Below are 22,504 nucleotides of genomic sequence, written 5' to 3'. Positions count from 1 at the left end.
TAAATAGCAAAATCGCATACTACTTTTAAATTTAAATATGTTATCGTTCTATGCAGAAAAATAACCCGCATATAACTTTTTTATATATAACATAAATTCGGACTTCAAAATGACTGCTAGTATCCCGTCTGTAACGCATTTGAAACAACTCGAAGCCGAGAGTATTCAAATTTTTCGTGAGGTAGCTGCTGAGTTTGAAAACCCAGTAATGCTTTACTCTGTAGGAAAAGACTCTTCAGTGCTGCTTCACCTTGCCCGTAAAGCGTTCGCGCCAGGCAAAATTCCTTTTCCACTTCTACACGTAGACACCACGTGGAAGTTTGGCGAAATGATCAAATTCCGCGACGAGCAAGCAGAGAAACACGGTTTTGATTTGCTTGTTCACATTAATGAAGAAGGTGTTGAAGCTGGCGTTGGTCCATTTAGCCACGGCTCATCGAAACACACTGATATCATGAAGACTCAAGCGCTTAAGCAAGCGTTAAACAAATATAAGTTTGACGCAGCGTTTGGTGGTGCACGACGCGACGAAGAAAAGTCTCGTGCTAAAGAGCGCGTTTATTCTTTCCGCGACAGCAACCACCGCTGGGACCCTAAGAACCAGCGCCCAGAACTTTGGAATATCTACAACTCACAAGTTAACAAAGGCGAAAGCATCCGCGTTTTCCCAATGTCTAACTGGACTGAGCTAGATATCTGGCAATACATCTACCTAGAAAACATTGATATTCCACAGCTGTACCTTTCTAAGCCTCGTCCTGTGGTAGAGCGTGATGGCGTGCTTATTATGGTTGATGACGACCGTATGCCGCTTGAAGAAGGTGAAGTTCCAGAAATGCGCTCTGTGCGTTTCCGTACTCTTGGCTGTTATCCATTGACCGGTGCGGTAGAGTCAGAAGCAGCAACCCTACCTGAAGTTATTCAGGAAATGCTGCTGACCAAGACTTCAGAGCGTCAAGGTCGCGTTATTGATCACGATAGCGCGGGCTCTATGGAGAAGAAGAAAATGGAAGGGTACTTCTAATGGCCACAGACAACGTTGTTTGGCATAAACATGAAGTAAACAAGACCACCCGCTCTGAAAAGCTTGGTCAAACGCCTCGTGTATTTTGGCTTACGGGTTTAAGCGGCTCTGGTAAATCGACATTAGCAAACCTGCTTGAGAAAAAGCTCCACGAGCAGAACAAGCACACCTATCTGCTTGATGGCGACAACGTACGTCACGGCTTATGCGGCGACTTAGGCTTTAGCGACAAAGATCGCGTTGAAAATATTCGCCGCATCAGTGAAGTTGCGAAGCTGTTCGTTGACGCAGGTACTCTTGTGCTTACCGCTTTTATCTCTCCGTTTAAGGCAGATCGCGATTACTGCCGTAGCCTAATGGATGACGGTGAATTTGTAGAAGTGTTTGTTGATACGCCACTTGAGGTGTGTGAAAAGCGCGACCCGAAAGGGCTATACAAGAAAGCGCGCAGCGGTGAGATCAAGGACTTCACGGGCATAGATTCAGCCTATGAAGCACCTGAATCACCAGAAGTGCACCTAACCTATCAGGATGAACCGGCAGAGCAAACCGCTGAGCGTTTATATGCTTTGCTACAAGAAAAGGGATTGGTGTAATGACACAGCCTTTAAATACCCTTGCACAAAAAGTGCTAACTATTGCCAAAGAAGCTGGCGATAAAATTATGGCGATTTATGAAAAAGATTTCGCCATTTATGAAAAGCAAGACACCAGCCCCCTAACCGAAGCTGACCTTGCCGCCCATAATGTTATTGTAAAGGCCCTTGAAGCGGAATCTGATCTGCCTATTTTGTCTGAAGAGTCAGCTGATATTTCGTGGAACGAACGCAAAACATGGTCGTCATACTGGCTGGTAGACCCGCTAGACGGCACTAAAGAGTTTATTAAGAAAAACGGCGAATTTACGGTAAACATTGCACTTATCGAAAATGGCAAACCGACAATGGGTGTGGTTTACGCGCCTGCGCTAAACAAAAGCTATGTCGGTATTGTAGGTGAAGGTGCGTGGACCGAAGTAGATGGTGAATTCACTGCCATTTCCGCGCGCAAGCACGATGGTGCACAAGTGTGGAAAGTGGTGGGCAGTCGTTCTCACCAAAGCCCTGAAATTCAAAATTTATTGGCACAGCTTGAAGGTGAAACCGAGCTTGTGGCGATGGGCAGTTCACTAAAACTTTGCTTAGTGGCAGAGGGCGAAGCACATCTTTACCCTCGTTTGGGCCCAACATCTGAGTGGGATACAGGCGCTGCACATGCAGTTGCACTGGCTGCTGGGGCAAATGTAACTGTCCTAGACCCAGAAAATCCGTTAGATGACAACGCCGACGCTCTTACCTATAACCAAAAAGAGTCTGTGTTAAACCCCTTTTTCCTTGTGAGCGCATAACATGAACAACGAAAACGAATTATTAAGACAGGACGTTCTGTCTTACCTTGAGCAACACGAAAAGAAAGACATGCTACGTTTCCTTACCTGCGGTAGCGTAGACGACGGTAAGAGTACTCTTATTGGTCGCTTACTTCACGATTCAAAAATGATTTATGAAGACCAGCTTGCTGCCATCACAAAAGACAGCAAAAAAGTAGGTACTACGGGAGAGAAAGTTGACCTTGCCCTTCTTGTAGACGGCCTTCAGTCTGAACGTGAACAAGGTATTACAATTGACGTAGCATACCGCTACTTCTCTACCGACAAGCGTAAATTTATTATCGCTGATACCCCAGGGCATGAGCAGTACACACGCAACATGGTAACGGGCGCGTCAACGTGCGACCTTGCTATTATCCTTGTTGATGCACGTGGTGGCGTTAAAGTGCAAACCAAGCGTCACTCTTTCCTAGTGTCTCTACTAGGCATTAAGCACGTTATTGTTGCTATCAACAAAATGGACTTAATGGACTATTCAGAAGAAGTGTACAAGCAGATTCAGGAAGATTACCTGAAGTTTGCTGAACAGCTTGATATCCCAGACATTCAGTTTGTTCCTATTTCAGCACTTGAAGGCGATAACGTTGTAGGTGTCAGTGAAAAAACACCTTGGTTTGACGGCACGCCACTAATGGAAATGCTAGAAAGTATTGAAATTGGTGAAGATGACAATCAAGAAGATTTCCGCTTCCCTGTTCAGTATGTTAACCGCCCTAACTTAGACTTCCGTGGCTTTGCTGGTACGGTAGTATCAGGCCAGGTTGCACCAGGCGATGAAGTGACGGCGCTTCCTTCAGGCAAAAAATCAAAAGTTAAGCAAGTGGTTACATTTGAAGGTGATCAAGAACGCGCTTATGTACCTCAAGCGGTTACGCTAACGCTTGAAGATGAAATTGATATCTCTCGTGGCGATATGATTGTGAAATCAGACAACTTGCCACTGCTAAACACCCAGTTCAAAACACATTTAGTGTGGATGTCTGAAGAGCCGCTAATGCCAAACAAGCAATACTTGTTCAAATTCGCGACTAAGTCAACGCCAGGGGTTGTTGCTCATATCGATAACCAAATTGATGTGAACACGCTGGAAGAAACAGATGCCATGCATCTAAATCTTAACGAAATTGGTGTGGTAGACGTTAAGTTCACACAGCCCGTCGCCTGTGACCCGTACAAGCGCAATCGTCCTACAGGTTCATTCATTGTTATCGACCGTCTAACCAATGGTACGGTAGGTGCAGGTATGATCATCGATGAAATTGCCGGTGATGCACAACATACTTCGCCTAACTTCTCTGAGTTTGAACTTGAATTCAATGCATTAGTTCGCAAGCACTTCCCGCATTGGAACTCTGTGGATATCAGTAAACTATAAGCAGGACTGGAGCAATATGGATGTGACCCAGTTCATCGTACTGGCAATTTTTGTCAGTACGATATGCGCGCTGATTTTTACCAGTCAGCGCCCTTCCACTGTGTTTTCTGGCGCAGTGTTAGCTTTACTGGTTACCCAGCAGTTATCTCTTGATGACATCTTGCTAAATTTAACGAACAAGGGCCTAATCACCCTTGTTTTGTTGCTTTTAGTAAGCAGTGCTATTGATAAAACCGCGTTAATAAAACGCATTGGTAGAAAACTTGTTAGTGCTAACTTTACGCAGTCTTACTGGCGACTGTTTTCACTTACTTTCGTGTCGTCAGCGCTACTCAACAATACAGCAATTGTGGCAAGTCTTATTGGCCCTATTAAGCAAAACCAGTATCACCCAGCATCCCGATTACTGATCCCACTTTCGTATGCTGCAATACTCGGTGGTACAGTGACTTTAATCGGTACCTCAACCAATCTAATCGTAGATAGCTTTCTACAAGAGCACGGGCACCCAGGCTTCAATTTCTTCGACTTCACTTTGTATGGCTCCATTGCTGGGCTAAGCTGTGGCCTTCTCATGTTCATGTTATTACCTTTGCTGCCTAATATCGGCAACAAAAATAGTAATTACCACGAGTACATGGTTGAGGCAGAAGTTGAATCAGGTTCAGAGCTAATCGGCAAAACCGTGGAGCAAAACCACTTACGTAACCTGCCTGAGCTTTTTTTGGTAGAAGTAGTGCGCAATGGCAACCTAATCTCGCCTGTTGGCCCTGACTTAGTTATTCTGGAAAACGACAAGCTTATCTTCTCTGGTAATGTCCAAAAACTGGATAACTTAAGCCATATAAAAGGCTTAAGCATGTTCGCAGAAACCGATGGGGTATTGCGTGAAAGCTTAACTGAAGTTGTGGTGGCAAACCGCGCTCAAATAATTGGGCAAACCATTAAAAATCTCGGTTTTAGAGCTTTGTTTGATGCGGCCGTTGTAGCCATTCGCCGCGATGGAGAGCAACTATCAGGGAAGTTAGGCGAAATAAAGCTTCAGGCGGGTGACTTCTTGCTTTTAGCTACGGGCCCAGACTTTGCGACTCGTCAAAATTTAAATAAAAACTTTTTTATTTTGTCAGAGCAAAAAATCGCCCGCCCACTAACCAACAAGCAAGAATGGATTACCCTTGGCGGCTTCCTTACAACAGTGTTATTGGCCGCGACTAATGTCATCTCATTGGCTATCGGTCTATTGTTCTTAGCCGCAGTACTTATCGGCGTTAGGGTTACGTCAAACGGCGAAATGAAGCGAAATCTCCCGCTAAACTTGATTGTTGTAATAGTCGGTGCATTGAGTTTAGCCACTGCACTAGAGAACTCTGGGGTCATTACCACTACAACCGAAGCACTAATGCCTCTTTTGGCGGGCACTGATTGGTTTGTAGCGCTCGTGGTTATCTACTTATTCACCCTACTCTTAACCGAATTTGTAACTAACAATGCGGCTGCGGCATTAATGTTCCCGTTTGCTTATGGGCTAGTGCAAATTATCGGCGCACCGCTAATGCCATTTGCTTTAGCCGTTGCCTTTGCGGCAAGCGCGAGCTTTATATCGCCATTTGGTTACCAGACTAACCTTTTAGTCTATAACGCTGCCAACTACAAATTTGCGCACTTTATAAAGATAGGCCTACCTATATCTGTGATGTACAGCACAATAGTGCTATCGCTGCTGAGTATAACTTATCTATAGATTGTTTATGGTTCACTACCATAGAAAATAAGAGGGAAGCCTAGCTTCCCTTTTTACTGCTCTTTAACCGAATCTGCGCGCTACAATTAACTAACTTTATTCATTTCCCCTTACAAAAAATCTCTCTTTATCAGAATCTTGTGCTGTACATAATGTGTGCCCGCCATTACTCTTTATACTCATCCACGTGTAAACGAACAATAATTTACCATCATTGTTTTACACAAAATCTAAGCAGCAAATAAAAACGAAGAAAGAGGAGCAAGGGATGCACACTGTGACGAATCCTTTCCAAGCGTGTAATGATATCTTTTTTAAACCGAATGGCGTCTTCAAAGCGGTTGGCGAGCACAACAACTGGAGCTGGATGCCATTTATCTTGGTTATGGCTATTACGCTGGTATCACAATATCTTTATGTGAACTTTGTCGACATTGAGTGGTTTGCAGAAATGAACATCGCTTCACAAGGCGATATGAGCCCGGCTGAAGAAGAGCAGATGAAGTCTTTTTTCACAAGAGATGCGCTACTTTGGTCTTCTATTATCGGCGCTTTTTTTGTTCCTATCATTGTTAACGCTGTTTATGCCGTGTACGTAAACTTGATGACCCGCTCAGACGATAGCCATGTTTTTGGTTTCACAGATTGGTATGGTTTTGCATGGTGGCTTTCAATGCCTTACGTTCTGACTGGTTTAGTGGGTGTGGCGCTGCTGTTATTTGCAGGCGACCACCAGGTGGCACCATCAATCTTATCGCCAGCATCCTTAGGCTTTATTGCAAGTATTCCTATGGACTCGCCTTGGTATGCTTTCGGACAAGCTTTAAGATTAGAGCTTTTTTGGGGAATTTATTTAGCCACAGTAGGCATCTCCCAGTGGACGTCTTTTCCTCTTAAGAAGGCTGCACTCATTGCAAGCGCACCTTATGTGGTTATTTACGGCATTTGGTTGATTGCTTTAGCGCTATTCTAAAATAACATTTTCAGGAGCCCGCCTTCCATTTGGCTTTTTGTTTGCGCTGCCCCGATATAACAGGGCAGCGCCATGCCCTTAAGACCACAAAGGTAGCTGAATTGTCGGCTTACTTCCCTCACGTAGCGGTCTAAAATAGTCTTTATTCTGATAAAACACTTCATCTTGTTGACCATGCCACAGTGGTACACCAAGCAAAGGCAATGGCTTTAAAAGCGGTGTTTTTTCAAAATAATTTAACGCTTTGATGCGTGCTGTCATCGCATCGTCTAACAGCAAGCGCTGCTGCCATTTATTGAGACGGCTAAAACCATGTGGTACAGCTACTGCTAACCACTTGCCCGTAAGACCTATAAATGGGTTTAACATCATTTCCAAATTCGCGTGTCCGAAGATAAAAGGGCTAACCTGTGTGTGCCACAGCCCCCGTTTTTCGACAAAGACACGCTCCCACTGATGGGACGCTAATTCCGCTAAAAACGTTTCAAGGGTGTCACTATCACATGGCGCACCTTGCATGACTTTACCTGTTGCTTTGCTATATGAGTTAGCAAGTGTTGCTGTTCGCTTAGGCTCATTTAAAGCAGTGTTCTCAGAGGCTTCAATGGCAAGGACTACACCACACTCATCGAAGTGAGTAATGCGATTGCGGCGCGCCGTTCTGGGGTTTACACCGTGTGCATTGATATCACTAATATGTAGCGCGTTTAACAAAGATTTTGTTTTTGGAAACTGCAGCCAGATAAGTGCATTAAACAAGTCGTGCCAGCTATGCTCTCGGGTAGGAACTACACCGTCTTCACTAATGATGGTCTCGTAATACCGCTCGTCATCATGTGAAAACTGGCTTTGTCCCTTAAACAAGGGGCCTTGCCAATGATCATAATATCGAGTCGTTAATTCATTTAGCTGTTCAGGCGTAGGAAATTCGTCGTTACTAAGCAAGCCAACCTCTTCAAGAAGCGCCGTAACCAGTTTACTGGCGTGTTTTAGTAAGTAGTCTTTACAGAAGGGGATTGAGTTTGATTGCATATCAACTATTGGTTCGCTTTGGGGTTTTCTCTATACTGGTCGCGTATTGTAGAGCAAACAGAGACTAACAATGAAAAAAATGTTTTTGCCATTGCTTGTACCTACCCTTTTAGGCGTAAGTGCTTGCACTCCTAACAACGACAGCACCTCAACAAACGAATCAGCGCAGAAGACTATGCCTGCGGCTTCTAACTTCGACAGCGTTTACAGCAGTATTTCTGATGCTGACATTCGCGAGCCGCTAAAAGTTTTGTCTTCTGATGAGTTTGAAGGTCGTTTACCAACGACTGAAGGTGAAAAGAAAACCATTGATTACTTGGTCAGTGAATTTACTAAAGCTGGGCTTAAGCCGGGTAATGGAGATAGCTTCCTTCAAAAAGTAGCGCTTATGGAGATCACTGCTGATCCTGACATGACCATGACCATTGGCGACAATACATTTGCCTACAAAGAGCAAATGGTTGCCTCTTCGAAGCGTGAGCAAAGCTCAGTATCTCTTGAAGATTCGGAACTGGTGTTTGTAGGTTATGGTGTAAATGCGCCAGAATACGACTGGAACGATTACGAAGGGTTAGATGTTAAAGGCAAAACCGTTGTTATGCTAATTAACGACCCAGGTTTTGAAAACCCAGAAAGCGGGAAGTTTCAAGGCACTACCATGACCTATTATGGCCGGTGGAGTTACAAATACGAAGAGGCGAGTCGACAAGGGGCGGCGGGTGCCATTATCGTTCACGAAACCGCGCCAGCGTCTTATGGCTGGTCTGTTGTTGCAAACAGCTGGAGTGGTCCTCAGTACGGTCTAGTGAGTGCCGATAAAGGTGCGAGCCGCGTTGCCGTTGAAGGCTGGCTTACGTTAGATGCAGCGAAAAAAGTGTTTGCCGATGCCGGCCTTGATTTTGACACAGAGAAAGCTAACGCGATGCAGGGTCCATATAGCAAAGCAATGGATATTAAAGCGTCAGTTACCGTGAAAAACACGTTCGAAAAGTCAGAAAGCAACAATGTTATCGCCACATTACCGGGTACCGAGTTTCCTGATGAGCATATCATCTACACGGCACATTGGGATCATCTAGGTAAAGATGAAAGCAAAGAAGGCGACCAAATCTATAACGGCGCCCACGATAACGCCACGGGTACTGCAGCTATACTTGCAATGGCTAAAGCCTATTCAGAACTTACGCCTGCACCTAAGCGTTCAGTGTCGTTTTTAGTAGTGACGGCTGAAGAGCAAGGGCTTTTAGGCAGTAAATTCTATGCCAGCAACCCTGTTATTCCTATTGAAAATACCGTTGCTAACATCAATATGGATGCAATGAACGTGCTGGGTAAAACCAAAACCGTTGCTGTTGTAGGCATGGGTAAATCAGAAATGGAAGACTACCTTGAAGCCGCTGCAGCTAAGCAAGGTCGAACGCTTACCCAAGAAGACCGACCTGAAGCAGGTTACTACTACCGTTCTGACCACTTCAGCTTCGCTAAACAGGGTGTACCGGCACTTTATGCAGAGGGCGGGAATGAACCAGCAGACGAAGAAACGGCTAAGTATAGAAAACGTATGAACGTTATCGTGACAGGCTGCTACCATCAAGTGTGCGACCAATACCGCGATGACTGGGACCTAAGCGGTATCGTACAAGACACTCAGATGCTGTTTGACGTGGGCGTAGGCGTTGCAAATGCTGACGCTTGGCCTAAATGGAATGAAGCAAGTGAGTTTCAACGCAAAAATTAAAATCCGCACCGACTTCTAAGCGTTAAAAATGCTTAGTTATGCAGTGAAATCAAAAGGGCCTTTTTATAGGCCCTTTCTTATTTCTCACTTCCAGAATACTGATTCAAGCGGCTTCGAACTGCTATTTTCTATTACTCAGCAAACTCACTCACAACATAATTATTCACTCGAAATAGGATAAAAATGTTAATAAACGGCTATTTTGGGATAAAAGGAATAAGAATTTCCATTTTCTCATCATAATGTACTTGCAATTTCCTGTCAGACTGGCACATTCAAGGCACGCGAAAAAAGAATAAAAACAATCCTTCGCCCACTCGTACGCGAGTACCGACAGAAAAAACTTCTATTATTTTTTTCAACAAGTGAACAGAGAGAATCCGTTATATGTGTGGTATTTTCGGTATCCTTGATATCAAAACCGATGTGTCTGAACTCAGAACCCAAGCCCTCGATTTATCAAAACTTTTGCGCCACCGTGGCCCTGACTGGTCGGGTATCTGGAATAATGACAATACCATTCTTTGTCACGAAAGACTGGCGATTGTCGACGTAGATACAGGGGCACAGCCTCTTATCAGCCAAAACGATAAGCAAATTCTTGCTGTTAACGGCGAGATTTACAACCACAAGCAGCTAGCCGCTGACTTAGATGAGCCGTATCCATTTAAAACCCGCTCAGATTGTGAAGTTATTCTTCCGCTTTTTCAGCAAAAAGGTATTGATTTTATTGATGACCTAGAAGGCATGTTCGCGTTTATTCTTTACGATGAAGAACAAGACGCTTACCTGATTGCCCGTGACCATATTGGTATTATTCCTCTATATACGGGTTACGACGAACACGGTAACTTCTATGTTTCGTCAGAAATGAAAGCATTAGCCGGCGTATGTAAGACAATTAGTGAATTCCCCCCAGGCCACTACCTGTGGAGCAAAGAAGGAAAAGTCACTAAGTACTACAAACGCGATTGGATGGAATACGACAACGTAAAAGACAACGCAAGCGATTTAGACGAGCTGCGCGTAGCATTTGAAAAAGCAGTGAAGTCACACATGATGTCTGACGTGCCTTACGCAGTGCTGCTGTCTGGTGGTCTAGACTCATCACTGGTTTCTGCAGTGGCTGCGCAGTACGTAGCCAAACGTGTTGAAGATGAAGATAAGACCGACGCCTGGTGGCCACGCCTACACAGTTTCGCCGTAGGTCTTGAAGGTGCTCCTGACCTTAAGGCCGCAAAGAAAGTTGCAGATATGATTGGTACTGTGCACCATGAAATCCACTTCACTATCCAAGAAGGTTTAGATGCCATCCGTGATGTTATCTTCCACCTAGAGACCTACGATACAACCACTATCCGCGCTGCTACCCCAATGTACCTTATGACCCGCAAAATTAAAGCAATGGGTATAAAGATGGTACTTTCCGGTGAAGGCTCTGATGAAATTTTTGGTGGCTATCTATATTTCCACAAGGCGCCAAATGCCAAAGAATTCCACGAAGAAACGGTACGTAAGCTAGATCGACTTCACATGTTTGATTGTGCTCGTGCCAACAAAGCGACGTCAGCATGGGGTGTTGAAGCACGTGTTCCTTTCTTAGATAAGAACTTTATTGACGTAGCCATGCGCCTAAACCCACAAGACAAAATGTGTCTTGATGGAAAAATGGAAAAGTGGATCCTTCGTAAAGCATTTGATAATGGCGAAACACTGCCTGCGGAAGTATTGTGGCGTCAAAAAGAACAATTTGGTGACGGTGTAGGTTATTCGTGGATTGACTCAATTCGCGACTTTGTTGAAAACGAAGTAACCGACCAACAGCTGGCTACTGCGGAGTTCCGCTTCCCAGTAAATACGCCTGACACCAAAGAAGGCTATTACTACCGCACTATTTTCGAGAGCTACTTCCCTCAAGAAAGTGCTGCGCGCTGTGTACCTGGCGGCAAGTCAATCGCCTGTAGTACTGCAGAAGCCCTTGAGTGGGACGAAAGCTTTAAGAACAATGCCGATCCTTCTGGCCGTTCAATGAAAGACGTTCACGCTGGCGAGTCTTAATAGAGGCAACGAAACAACGATAAAAAAACGCAGCTTAGGCTGTAATGCCGTTCACTTAAGGTGAGCGGCATTTTTCTTTCTGCTGTATTGCTGTGGCCTCTGCTTAACAGTTCGGAGTAAGCTTCGTTCTCGTCGTGGGGCCAGAATAAGATTCTCAGCCATTTTATGCAGGTATTTATATTGCCTTGGAATAGCGCCGGGCGTTGAATAAGGCAGACCGACCAGCAGCGACGTCACCTGAGCCAGCGCGCCGTTAAAACTAAGCTGGTAAGGTAGGTAGTTGCCTTTAAGGTTAAAGCACATCTGAACCATCTGGTATCGCACCAGATTGTAAGTCAGCAATACGCCCCACAGTTCTTGCTTCACTAATTCAGGCAGGCGACTACGCAGGGTCAGACGGTTTCCCAGCATGTGTTCTCTGTAACCCAGCTCAATCTCCCAGCGATGCCCGTATAAGTCAGCGATGTCGGCTGCATGATAGCGCATGGCATCGGTCATTGACGTAAGCACTTCATAGGTTTTGCCTTTGATTTTTCGGCTCACAATTCGAGCATTCAGGGTATCGGGCAATCCTGGCCATAGCTTCCTGGAGCGGGGATTACAGCTCAGACTGACCAGTTTATCATTGCGTCCTAGAGAGCGAATTTCCTGATATAACTAGGTATAGGTTTTGATACGGATGAAATGATGTAGTGATAATGCCAAAATTAGACCAAAGCACAGTTTATTGCGCTGTAATTCAGAGTTGATTTGATGTGTAATATGGTGTTTTTGAACTTACCTCAAAATCAAGTCTGTGTAGATTGACCGGGACAATTGCTATGGATGCTTCTGTTTATTTTGAACTAAATGGATTTACTTTTAATCGAGTTGAAAACACGATTGAAAAAAATGAAGCGGTCGTAAAGCTAACTAACAAGGTTTCTGAAGTACTTGCACTGTTGTTAAACGCGAACGGCGCGGTGGTTACGCGAGAGAAATTGCTCGAAGAAGTTTGGCCTCAAAGGTTCGGCGCTGATGAATCACTCTCCAGAGTTATTTCAGATTTGAGAAAAAAACTTGAGTCGCTAGAGCCAGGTTTGAGTTCCGCTGTTGAAACAATTCCGAAACGCGGCTACAAATTCAATACTTCAGTTATCAAACCAAAACAAAATGAAACTGTTAGTGCCAAGAAGCTCAATTCATTAAAGCCGCTGCGCTATATAGCTTATTTTGCAACTATGTTTCTTATTGTAGCGTCACTGTGGGTTTATTTTTCTCAAAATACTAAAGAACCTGAGCTCACGCTTGATGGTGTTGCGGTACTTACGTTTGATGACCTTTCTAATGATCCCAATTTAAAGAACTTACCTGTTGGAATTACAGAAGAAATACTCCAAATACTCGCAAATGAAACTGACATGCGAGTCATCGCTAGAAAATCATCACACTACTTTTCGGTAAAATCATTACCTATCACAGAGGTTGCCAGAGAGCTGCAGGTACGCTTTGTAGTGGAAGGGACTATTCAGTACCATGATAACCTCGTAAAAATATCAACAAGAATAATTGATGGCAAAAATGGAGAACTCATATCCAATGCGGTTTTTTCATTTAATGGTAATAATATCTTCAATATACAGCGTGATGTCGCTAGAAGTATTGCGATGACGACATCATCATTATCTATAGCTGAACAACAAACTAATGTAGAAAACAACATTAACTATAACGCTCAACTGAAATTTTTGTCATTGAAAGCGAGCCTTCTTAATTTAGCGCCTGAAAACCTAAAAGCTTTACAAAACGATGTTCAACAATTGGTAAACAGATATCCTGATTTTCAAGATGCACAGTTTTTACTGTCTAGCATTCTTAGTTTACGCGCTAATTGGGTACAGATTGAAGAAGCTGTTGCACTAGAGATGTCATCTGCAATCTTAAAAGACAAAGAAGAATCAAATGAATTAAATGCATTGTTTTGGTTTGCAAAAGCTATGATGGTTAGCCCAAGGGCGACAACGCCAAGAAGCGGAGATATCGAGCAAGCACTCAAGTATTTTGACAAAGCATATCGCTTAGAACCAAATGATACCCTTATTCTGGAATGGTACTTATTAACGCTACAGATTGTGGGGCAAGCAGATTTCGCTAAACAACTAGCTGAAGATAAATTGCACAGCGACCCGTTCAACAACACATTACTGGACGGATTGGCAATGTATCATTACGCCCATGGGCAGTACGATTTATCTAGAAAATACGCATTGCGTCTAAGCGCAGTTGACCAGATAAGCCCAGAAGGGCCAAATCGGTTGGCATACATTCATATAGTGAAAAATGAAATCGTTGATGCAGATGCTCAAGCACAAGAGTGTCTTGAGCGCAGTATACAATTCATGAATTGTTGGGTACACAAAGCTGAAGTTCATGAATACGCCGGAGAAAAGCAGGTTCTCAATCAAATCTACGACGTAATGAAGAAACTTGCACCACCGGTAACAAAAGCAATTACTTTGCATCAACTCAATCACAGCGAGTCAGAAAACAAAATAAAGCGTATTGAAGCGTACGTAAATAGTGTTAAAGAATACGACTTCAACGTTGGATTCTTTCCTCAAGTATATCTGTACGCGCTTACACAAGTGCCTAATGGACAGCAAGCTCGTTATATTGATCTTGCTTTGTCAAAAATATCAGGCGGTCAAGCGCTCTTGTTCAGACGACTACTTTATCCGAACGATGTCAGCAATGAATTACCGATCGTCGAAGAGATTACGCGAGCGTTGGAGAATGAGCAACGAAGTCGTTATTATGACTATTACTTAGCGCAGCTTTATGCTCAGATGGGCCAATACGATGATGCACTTAACATATTGACAAACCTAATAAACAACAGTGCTGTTCCCGCGAGTTTTCAGCGTTTTTATAGTATCGAGAGTGACCCGTTCTTAAAAAGAATGAAAGAGATACCCAGGTTTAAAATGCTTTTAGAAAAACAAAAACAAAACAAACTCGCACTAAAGCTGGTGCTTTCAGAGACCAATAATACGGTCAACCTTATTGAGCGAGTCAAGACTCTCTAGAGTGTATTATTTAATTGCTCTATGTTGGCTTATTTGTCTATTGGTTAGCCCCAAAAATGTTGCTGCGTTATTATAAAAAATGTCAGCTTTTTGCTGAAGTGATAGCACGTTACTCTCATTTATTGTTGCTATTGCATCATCAATGATTTCGGGCCAAACCATCTGATCACTCCCGTACAAAATACGGTTTCCAAAACCCGCATCGGTTAATGCGATTATATAATTAATGACCTCTTTTTCGGGTAGGATCCAATTAACAACGGCAATATCAACATAAACATTGGGGTGCATGTATAAAAGTGACTTTAAGTCTTCAATAAAAGGCCAACCTCCGTGCATTATGTATAGCTTCAGTTTGGGGTAGGCTACTAACAGTTTTTCTATTTGCTTTGGCGATGCATTCATTGCACGCATACCTCCAAGCATTTCTGGCAAATAGTGCATGCCAAAATTTGGGCCGCCAGGAAAAATATGCACTCCAATCGGTACACCAAGTACTTCTGCAAGTTTGAAATAGCCCTCGAGTGAAGGGTGGTCTAATTTTTTACCTTCATAAAATGGTGCTAATTCAGCGATAACATCCAAATAACCAAGCTCGTGTTGTTTCTTCAATATTGAAGTTGGTTTCGCAGCATTTGCAACCAGGATAGTATCTGGCGCATCGTCTAACCACAGCTCGCCTGCAGTCACAACAGCTTTTACGATATTGTATTTGTGGAATCGCTTCAGTACTTCTTGTTTGAGGTGTAAAGCGCTTTTCGCCGGTTGGTAGGTTTTTCTGCGAAGAGTGGGTGGGTGCTCTAGGCCAAACAATGGACTGCTGTCGTCGTAGGCATGAACATGTACATCAATGATAGGCCCAGTATATTTTTGTGAAGAAAAAACAGATAACGGTAACAAGGTGAGTATTACTGCGGTCATGAATTGTAAACGTAGAGTAGTCATTAGAATGTTATCCAAATAAGTTTAACTAGAGCAAAGGCGTACAAATGGGCGTTGAGGCGATCTATTGCATCGCCTCTTAGTTATCTTAGAAGCGGTAAGCTAATGATGCCGACCATGTCGACAAATCTACTTCTCCGGTACCACCCAAGTCTCCATTTGAATATTGGAAATACTCAAGTCCCACTATAAAATCCTGAGATACATTCCAGTTTACTCCGGCGCCGTAAGAAAACTCGTTACTGTAATTTTCCCTTCCGAACTCAGGACCATCAGGCATAAACGCTGTTAAAACAATATTTGTAGTTGTGCCCAGCATTACATAAGTCGAAAGTGTTTGATCGGAAAAAAATCGATAGCCAATAGATGCGTTAGTTAAGCCATCAAGTTCAATGTCTAACCCCCTAGTTGATTCACCACCTCGAGGTGTCACTTTACTCTCCGACTTTGAAAACCCCATTCCATGACGAAATTCTACAAAAATGCCATTGTCGAAAACGTAACGCAATTGAGCTACCGCCAAATCGATATCTACCTCCGCTTCAATATCGGTTATAGCCCCGTCGGTTGTGCATGCGCATTGATCGTAATTTTTGGGTTTACTTGTACCTAAACTTAGCCCTATCTCAACGTCTGCAAGTACGTCAAAAGATGAAAGCGTTGTAAACGCAAATAAAGCAGTAAGTGTTTTGTTAAGTGAAATTTTCATTTTAATCTCCATGAATGAAATAGCCCTGAAGGCAATAAAATCATGGGGTTTGGCGATAAACAAAACCTTCGCTTTTACGGAATTAAATATGAGTTAAAGGTGATTTCTTTCTGAGGTATAAAGAAAAAGGCCCCTAAAAGGGGTAATGCCGTTCACTTAAGGTGAGCGGCATTTTTCTTTCTGCTGTATCGCTGTGGCCTCTGCTTAACAGTTCGGGAGAAGCTTTCGTTCTCGTCGTAGGGCCAGAATAAGATTCTCAGCCATTTTATGTAGGTATTTATATTGCCTTGGAATAGCGCCATGCCTACAAGCAGCCACACCAGTGATTCAAGCGATAACTTACGTTTGCGCAAGGTGCGCCGTATCAGACATCTGATAAGCTTGCTCAATCAACTCTAATGGAATGAGGTCAGACAGCGCTTTGGCTTGTGGCTGCTTAACGGTATTGATGATGTCTAAAGCTTGAGAAACGTCCATAAAAAAATCCGATATCAGTTACCTGATACCGGATTTTGAAGCCTTAAAAAGATCGGTCGACCGATCATTCAATTCTTAACTGATCGGCATTACAGCTTGGGCTGCGTTTTTTATTTCTTTTTTACTCTTTATAACGTAGGTTTATACCAAAGTGCAGAATTAGTAAGAGGCGTTTCAATGGGGAGCAATGGATTTTCTAAAGTAAAAATTTTGCGCTTATTAACGTCTAAAGATTCTAAAATAGGCGCGTAAGTAGACTCAAAAAGAGCGTCGAATGAGCCGTCTTCTATGGCTCTATTTAAGCCCGTCTGAATGAGGTTTTCTAGTGTTTTGTTATTGCCATTCACGAAGTAGTACATGGCAGTGGGATAATAAAGCGCCATTGAAGACTCTAGATAGAGTCTGGTGCGACGGCCCTCCTCTTCAAGTTCAGCACCTACTTCCATCACGGAACGAGGAAAAAAGTCTCCTTTGCCCCGTTTAACCATGTCATACCCTTCGCGAAACTCAGGTACGGTAAAAACATTAAAGCCGTTGGCTTGCAATATTTTAGTATCTGGCCACTCTTCTCCCTGAATAGGAACAAGTTTACGCATATCGTTCAACGACAATACGTTATCAAATTTTGACTTCTTATCTTCGTTTATAACGAAGACCCGCAAGCCAATAAGTCCTTTGGCGATAGGTATTCGAATGGGAGTCAGTTCTTTTTCACGCTGGCTATCGGTCATGCTCCACACAACGTTCACTTCTCTGTTTTCTCGAAGCTGGCGCATAGCCTTACTCGTCAATAATATTCGGTCCGAGGGACGAAGTTCATAGTTTACCCCCGTTTTATCGAGTGCTAGTTTCAATAATGCAATAGGATATTGTGCACGTGCGTCGGAGTCATCGATCGGCCTGGGATAGGTAATCGTCCATGTAGCGCCATCAGCCATTGGTACAATAGCCCAAAGACATAAAGCAATAGCTGCAGTAACGACTTTTTTAAGCAAGTTGAAGCTGTGCATTTTCTTTATGCCCACGTTGAATTAAAGAGTGAGTTAAAAAATGAGTTGAGTACTTATTATCGCGTTTTGTTCTTTCGAGAAGCCAATGCATATTAAACATTTACTCAATGCCAATGTATTTATGTGTTTGTAAAGATAGCCGCCAGTTGCGCTCAATACAAGTACGAACAGCCAGTTCAGTTGCTCTCTTCTGCTGGCTAATTGGTTGTAAACAAACCTGTTTTCCTTCCAGCGATGATACGCTGCTCAGCAGAGCGTCAAGTTCATCAATATGCTTTTGCATAGCAATAGGATGCTTAATTTCGTTTGCTCTTTCTAATGCGCTGACCAAAACATCGTATCCGCCTTTCATATTTATTTTAGGTGAAACAGTTACGTAAGTGCGCTCATCACAGAGCACTTCAAAGGTACCGCTGGTCTCAATTTGTGTGGTATACCCGTTATCGTGTAGCAGGGTTGTCAACGGACGTAAATCATACATACAAGGTTCCCCCCCCGTGATGACCACGTGTTTTGCCACGTATCCTTGTTTACTAAATTCGGCCAGCAAGGCGTCTTCGCTTGAGATGAAATAACTTTCTGACTCTTCGCCTTTGGTTATCACAGCCTGAGGCGAAACACTTAAATCAGGTTTAATTTCCCACGTATGTTTAGTATCACACCATGGGCAGCCTACAGGGCAGCCCTGCAGGCGAACAAAGATAGAAGGAATACCTGTGTGAGCACCCTCACCCTGGATAGTTTCAAACATCTCATTGATGTTTAATGTGGACATTACAGACAATTTGACACCCTTTAACGATTGTATGTTGGGATTTTACCAAGGATCACATAAAATTCGGGGATAATTTCTTAAATCTTCAAAAACTATGTCAGAAAACGTTGTTGTTATCTATTCAGGAGGCATGGACTCTTTCACTGTACTGCACAAAGCACTAAAGGCAGGTAAAAAAGTCCACGCATTAAGTTTTAACTACGGTCAGCGCCATAAGAAAGAACTCGATTATGCAGCGAACGTGTGTAAATCGCTTAATGTGCCCCACAAAATTGTCGATATTAGCGCTATTAATACACTTATTGGTGGCTCTGCCCTAACGTCAGATATCGATGTGCCCGAGGGTCACTATGAAGAGCCAAGTATGAAGCAAACGGTAGTCCCTAACCGAAACATGATATTGCTGTCATTGGCGGTTGGTTATGCTGTGAGCTTGGACGCCAATGAAGTCTACTATGGCGCACACTCAGGCGACCATGCCATTTACCCCGACTGTCGCCCAGAATTCGTACATAAAATGAATGACGTTTGCGGTATTGCGAACTACACCCCTGTTACCATAATGACGCCCTATATCGACGACAGCAAAACAGCTATTTTGACTGACGGGTTGTCGATGGGTTTGGATTACGGGCAAACATGGACGTGCTACAACGGCAGAGAAAAAGCCTGCGGGAAATGCGGTGCATGTGAAGAGCGTTTAGAAGCTTTTAAGGAAAACAACGCTACCGACCCACTAGAGTACGAATAGGTACTGCTCATACAAATAAACAGACTCAATAAAAAAAAACCTCTTGTTCCCTGCGTATTTATGAACGCGTTAGAACAAGAGGTGTTTTTATATTAGCTGTATTGATGAAACTACTTCTGGCTTTCAGAAATAAAATAACTCAACTCTTTAATGCAGTGGCGTAATACCGGGTTTAACCGTGTGTTTTTACCATTCATGACGAATAGCTCGTGGCTAAAGTTAAAAAGACTCCCTTGTGCAATAGGCACAAGTCCTAACGCCGCCCCCTGCTCTTTCGCCATGTAATCGGGTAATAAACCGATATATTCGCCCGTCATAATTGCGGACATAGCAGCATCAAAAGAATCAGAAAAGGTTTGGATGGATAGTCTGGTTTCATCTTCAATATAGTTAGCCGACGACAGGCCAGCGATACCAATCGCAGGATAGTCACCAATTTTCACATTATCAGGCAATTCAGTATCGCGATACTTCGCCAAAGGATGAGTTGGCGCGCAGTACAAGCGCCCTTCAGTTTCAATCCCCACCGGGTGAAAAGTGACAGATTCTGGCTTTACCATGTCATAGGTCGAAACCACAAGGTGACACTCCCCCGATAACGCTACATGTTCTACTTCGTTGTATAAACGAGTTTGGATATTCACATGAATATCGTCAAACTTTTTCATCGTGCTTTTAACCGCTTTACTAACGGCCAAGTGCATTGATAGCGGCAGACCTGCCATTAACACGAGGGTGATATGGCCAGAATAATCATCGTGTAGCGATTTTAAATTAAAAACAAAGTTATCGAAGGCATTGAAGATGCGCTTGGTTTCTTGAAAAACCACCTCACCTTCTTTTGTCATTTGAAAACCACCACGACCACGATGGCATAGCACCAAATCTAAACGCTCTTCCAGCTTTTTAATGGCGGCACTGATATTTGGTCGTTGCATACGCAACACGGGTTCTGCCGCAGTAAATCCGTTGCAGCTCGCTACAGCATAAAACACACGCAGTAGCTTGATATCTGACTCCTGAAGACGATTAAGCATGTTAGCACCTGTTTATAGGTATAGTTATCGATACTCTAATTAGAACTATATGTAACTAGTAGCGCTATTACAACGACATTTTGCTACTTTTCGTCTCATTTGCTAATAAAAAACCAACTTCCCTATTACGCAAACAGCTATCTAAGCGAATATTTTTACATAAGTAAAAAGAACATAAGTGAAAATAAAAACAAAGGAGTGATGTGTTATTTAAAACAATACGAAACAGAGGGTATAGCAGACGCAATGTAGAATATAGGTAAACTGAATAAAGACGTGGTTGGGCGACTAGAAGTCCCCCAATAAGCATTGGGGGACCTTGGTAATGAAAAATGCCTAAGAAAGCGCTACCACTTGTTTTCTCAGTGACTCAATATCGTCACGAAGTGAAGCCGCTTTTTCGAACTCGAGTTCTCGAGCGTATTCAAACATCTGTTTTTCCAACTCAGTAATTTGATCCATCAACTCAGTCGCACTTGCTGTTTTCTGTTGCTTCTTCTTCTCTTCAACTTTGCGCAGTCTTACTTTACCAGAAGCAGGATGTGCACTATCACCTAAGTCCATGATATCGGTAATAGGCTTATTGAGTCGCATTGGCGTAATACCGTTGGCCTCGTTATGCGCCATTTGTTTTTCGCGACGACGATCCGTTTCGTCTATCGCTTTTTTCATAGATTTGGTTATGCTGTCACCATATAGGATGGCTTTACCGTTCACGTGACGAGCAGCACGACCGATAGTTTGAATAAGCGAGCGCTCTGCGCGCAAGAAGCCTTCTTTATCTGCATCTAAAATAGCGACCAGTGACACTTCAGGCATATCTAAGCCTTCACGCAGCAAGTTTATACCTACTAGTACATCAAATTTACCTAACCGTAGGTCGCGAATAATTTCAATACGCTCAACAGTATCAATATCAGAGTGTAAATAGCGCACCTTTACGCCATGCTCATTTAAATACTCGCTTAAATCTTCGGCCATACGCTTTGTAAGCGTAGTAATAAGCACACGTTCGTCGAGCTCAACACGCTTTTGAATTTCAGAGAGCACATCATCAACTTGAGTTGCTACAGGGCGTACCTCAATAACTGGATCTAATAAGCCCGTAGGGCGCACAACCTGCTCAACAATCTCGCCGTCGGTTTTCTTAAGTTCGTAGTCGCCCGGCGTAGCGGAAACATAAATAGTTTGAGGGCAAATTTGCTCAAATTCTTCAAATTTTAGCGGGCGATTATCTAACGCAGATGGCAATCTGAATCCAAATTCAACTAAGGTTTCTTTTCTAGAGCGATCACCACGATACATAGCTCCTACTTGGGAAACGGTTACGTGAGACTCATCGATAAACATCAGGCCGTCTGCTGGGAAGTAATCTAATAAGGTTGGAGGTGGCTCGCCCGGCGCTCGTCCCGACAAGTAGCGGGAGTAGTTTTCAATACCCGAGCAGTAACCTAGCTCCATCATCATTTCGATATCAAACTGGGTACGCTGTGAGATACGTTGCTCTTCAATAAGCTTATTCGTTTCTTGAAGCTGTTTTTTGCGATCGCCTAACTCATCCTTAATATGCTCAATAGCATTAAGAATTTTCTCTCGCGGTGTTACATAATGGGTTTTTGGGAAAACCGTCGCACGAATAACAGACTTATCTACCGCGCCCGTTAACGGATCGAATAGACTTATTTTATCTATTTCATCGTCAAACAGCTCTACCCTTACGGCTTGCTTTTCAGAATCGGCTGGGAAGATATCTATTACATCGCCTCGCACGCGGAAGGTACCGCGCTCAAAGGCCAAATCGTTGCGCTTATATTGCAGTTCAGCAAGGCGACGTAAAATATCACGCTGGTCCATGGTGTCACCCTGGCGAAGATGCAACAGCATTTTCATATAAGATTCTGGGTCGCCCAAGCCATATATAGCCGAAACACTGGCTACAATGACAACGTCGCGGCGCTCCATAAGTGCCTTAGTAGCAGATAAACGCATTTGTTCAATGTGATCATTTATCGACGCGTCTTTTTCGATAAAGGTATCGGTACTAGGAACATAGGCTTCTGGCTGGTAGTAATCGTAATATGAAACAAAGTACTCTACGGCGTTATTGGGGAAAAACTCTTTCATTTCACCGTAAAGTTGAGCCGCTAGTGTTTTATTGTGTGCCAGTATAAGCGTGGGTCGCTGCACTTCTTTAATGACGTTAGCCATAGTAAAGGTTTTACCTGACCCTGTAACACCCAGCAGTGTCTGGCCGGCCAAGCCACTCTCCAAGCCATCTACCAAGGCTTCGATAGCCTTAGGCTGGTCACCAGCTGGTTTGTATTTAGAATGAAGCTCAAAACCTCTGCTCATTAACTTAACCTTTCCT

General features: G+C 43.4%; 17 protein-coding genes and 2 pseudogenes. 10 read left to right on the top strand and 9 right to left on the bottom strand.

All coding sequences use genetic code 11. The features are described 5' to 3' along the window. The first annotated feature begins 109 nt into the window (after positions 1-109). The 6 genes from cysD (at position 110) to ACYX4M_RS12790 (ending at position 6,542) form a co-directional block, all read left to right on the top strand. Entirely contained in the window at positions 110-1,024 is a 915-nt protein-coding gene (gene cysD, locus ACYX4M_RS12815) for a sulfate adenylyltransferase subunit CysD (RefSeq protein ID WP_179982784.1), read from the top strand. Further along, the gene (gene cysC, locus ACYX4M_RS12810) at positions 1,024-1,620 is read left to right on the top strand and encodes an adenylyl-sulfate kinase (protein WP_474807967.1); all 597 of its coding nucleotides are present in this window, start codon (positions 1,024-1,026) and stop codon (positions 1,618-1,620) included. Before cysD ends, cysC begins: the two co-directional genes overlap by 1 nt. Then, on the top strand, positions 1,620-2,411 hold the full coding sequence (gene cysQ / locus ACYX4M_RS12805; RefSeq protein WP_476080388.1) for a 3'(2'),5'-bisphosphate nucleotidase CysQ: 792 nt from the start codon (positions 1,620-1,622) through the stop codon (positions 2,409-2,411). The genes cysC and cysQ overlap by 1 nt, the downstream gene beginning before the upstream one ends. A 1-nt stretch (position 2,412) precedes the next feature. Continuing rightward, positions 2,413-3,828 carry a sulfate adenylyltransferase subunit CysN gene (gene cysN / locus ACYX4M_RS12800; RefSeq protein ID WP_476080387.1) on the top strand — a complete coding sequence of 472 codons (1,416 nt, stop codon included), beginning with the start codon at positions 2,413-2,415 and terminating at the stop codon, positions 3,826-3,828. Positions 3,829-3,844: 16 nt separating this feature from the next. Next, positions 3,845-5,569: an SLC13 family permease gene (locus ACYX4M_RS12795; RefSeq protein WP_476080386.1), complete on the top strand. Its 1,725-nt coding sequence runs from the start codon at positions 3,845-3,847 to the stop codon at positions 5,567-5,569. Positions 5,570-5,837: 268 nt separating this feature from the next. Beyond that, the gene (locus ACYX4M_RS12790) at positions 5,838-6,542 is read left to right on the top strand and encodes a YIP1 family protein (protein WP_334057744.1); all 705 of its coding nucleotides are present in this window, start codon (positions 5,838-5,840) and stop codon (positions 6,540-6,542) included. Positions 6,543-6,620: 78 nt separating this feature from the next. Here ACYX4M_RS12790 and ACYX4M_RS12785 read toward each other — a convergent pair whose 3' ends face one another. Beyond that, positions 6,621-7,574: a DUF3025 domain-containing protein gene (locus ACYX4M_RS12785; RefSeq protein ID WP_476080385.1), complete on the bottom strand. Its 954-nt coding sequence runs from the start codon at positions 7,572-7,574 to the stop codon at positions 6,621-6,623. 70 nt (positions 7,575-7,644) lie between these two features. Between ACYX4M_RS12785 and ACYX4M_RS12780 the strand changes: the two genes are divergently transcribed. Next, a complete protein-coding gene (locus ACYX4M_RS12780; protein WP_476080384.1) occupies positions 7,645-9,312 on the top strand; it encodes a M28 family metallopeptidase in 1,668 nt (555 codons plus the stop codon). Between the two features lie 387 nt (positions 9,313-9,699). Beyond that, complete coding sequence (asnB, locus tag ACYX4M_RS12775) at positions 9,700-11,370, top strand: asparagine synthase B (RefSeq protein ID WP_334057739.1); 1,671 nt, start codon at positions 9,700-9,702, stop codon at positions 11,368-11,370. A gap of 51 nt (positions 11,371-11,421) precedes the next feature. Here asnB and ACYX4M_RS12770 read toward each other — a convergent pair. Beyond that, a pseudogene (locus tag ACYX4M_RS12770) lies at positions 11,422-12,024 on the bottom strand (transposase); the annotation flags it as partial. Between the two features lie 167 nt (positions 12,025-12,191). On the opposite strand from ACYX4M_RS12770, the gene ACYX4M_RS12765 reads away from it, so the two are divergent. Then, complete coding sequence (locus ACYX4M_RS12765) at positions 12,192-14,435, top strand: winged helix-turn-helix domain-containing protein (protein WP_476080383.1); 2,244 nt, start codon at positions 12,192-12,194, stop codon at positions 14,433-14,435. A gap of 6 nt (positions 14,436-14,441) precedes the next feature. On the opposite strand, the gene ACYX4M_RS12760 is transcribed toward ACYX4M_RS12765, so the two are convergent. From ACYX4M_RS12760 to queE, 5 genes and pseudogenes are all read right to left on the bottom strand, one after another. After that, complete coding sequence (locus tag ACYX4M_RS12760; protein WP_476080382.1) at positions 14,442-15,380, bottom strand: amidohydrolase family protein; 939 nt, start codon at positions 15,378-15,380, stop codon at positions 14,442-14,444. Between the two features lie 85 nt (positions 15,381-15,465). Further along, positions 15,466-16,086 (bottom strand): outer membrane beta-barrel protein, encoded by a 621-nt coding sequence (locus ACYX4M_RS12755; protein ID WP_476080381.1) that lies wholly within the window; start codon positions 16,084-16,086, stop codon positions 15,466-15,468. Positions 16,087-16,376: 290 nt separating this feature from the next. Then, positions 16,377-16,563 (bottom strand): annotated as a pseudogene (locus ACYX4M_RS12750) (transposase domain-containing protein); the annotation flags it as partial. A gap of 128 nt (positions 16,564-16,691) precedes the next feature. After that, positions 16,692-17,573: a type 2 periplasmic-binding domain-containing protein gene (locus ACYX4M_RS12745; protein WP_476080380.1), complete on the bottom strand. Its 882-nt coding sequence runs from the start codon at positions 17,571-17,573 to the stop codon at positions 16,692-16,694. A 100-nt stretch (positions 17,574-17,673) separates the two neighbouring features. Next, positions 17,674-18,348 (bottom strand): 7-carboxy-7-deazaguanine synthase QueE, encoded by a 675-nt coding sequence (queE, locus tag ACYX4M_RS12740; protein ID WP_476056458.1) that lies wholly within the window; start codon positions 18,346-18,348, stop codon positions 17,674-17,676. A gap of 94 nt (positions 18,349-18,442) precedes the next feature. Here queE and queC point away from each other — a divergent pair, with 94 nt between their 5' ends. Further along, a complete protein-coding gene (queC, locus tag ACYX4M_RS12735) occupies positions 18,443-19,099 on the top strand; it encodes a 7-cyano-7-deazaguanine synthase QueC (RefSeq protein ID WP_334057735.1) in 657 nt (218 codons plus the stop codon). Positions 19,100-19,209: 110 nt separating this feature from the next. Here the strand turns inward: queC and ACYX4M_RS12730 are convergent, their stop codons facing one another. Together ACYX4M_RS12730 and uvrB are read right to left on the bottom strand one after the other, a co-directional pair. Then, a complete protein-coding gene (locus tag ACYX4M_RS12730; RefSeq protein ID WP_334057733.1) occupies positions 19,210-20,136 on the bottom strand; it encodes a LysR family transcriptional regulator in 927 nt (308 codons plus the stop codon). 336 nt (positions 20,137-20,472) lie between these two features. Further along, positions 20,473-22,488 carry an excinuclease ABC subunit UvrB gene (gene uvrB, locus ACYX4M_RS12725; protein WP_476075336.1) on the bottom strand — a complete coding sequence of 672 codons (2,016 nt, stop codon included), beginning with the start codon at positions 22,486-22,488 and terminating at the stop codon, positions 20,473-20,475. Between the last annotated feature and the right edge of the window lie 16 nt (positions 22,489-22,504).

This window comes from Alteromonas sp. ABV4_150 (genome assembly GCF_056311745.1).
This window is presented reverse-complemented; position numbering and strand designations above follow the sequence as displayed.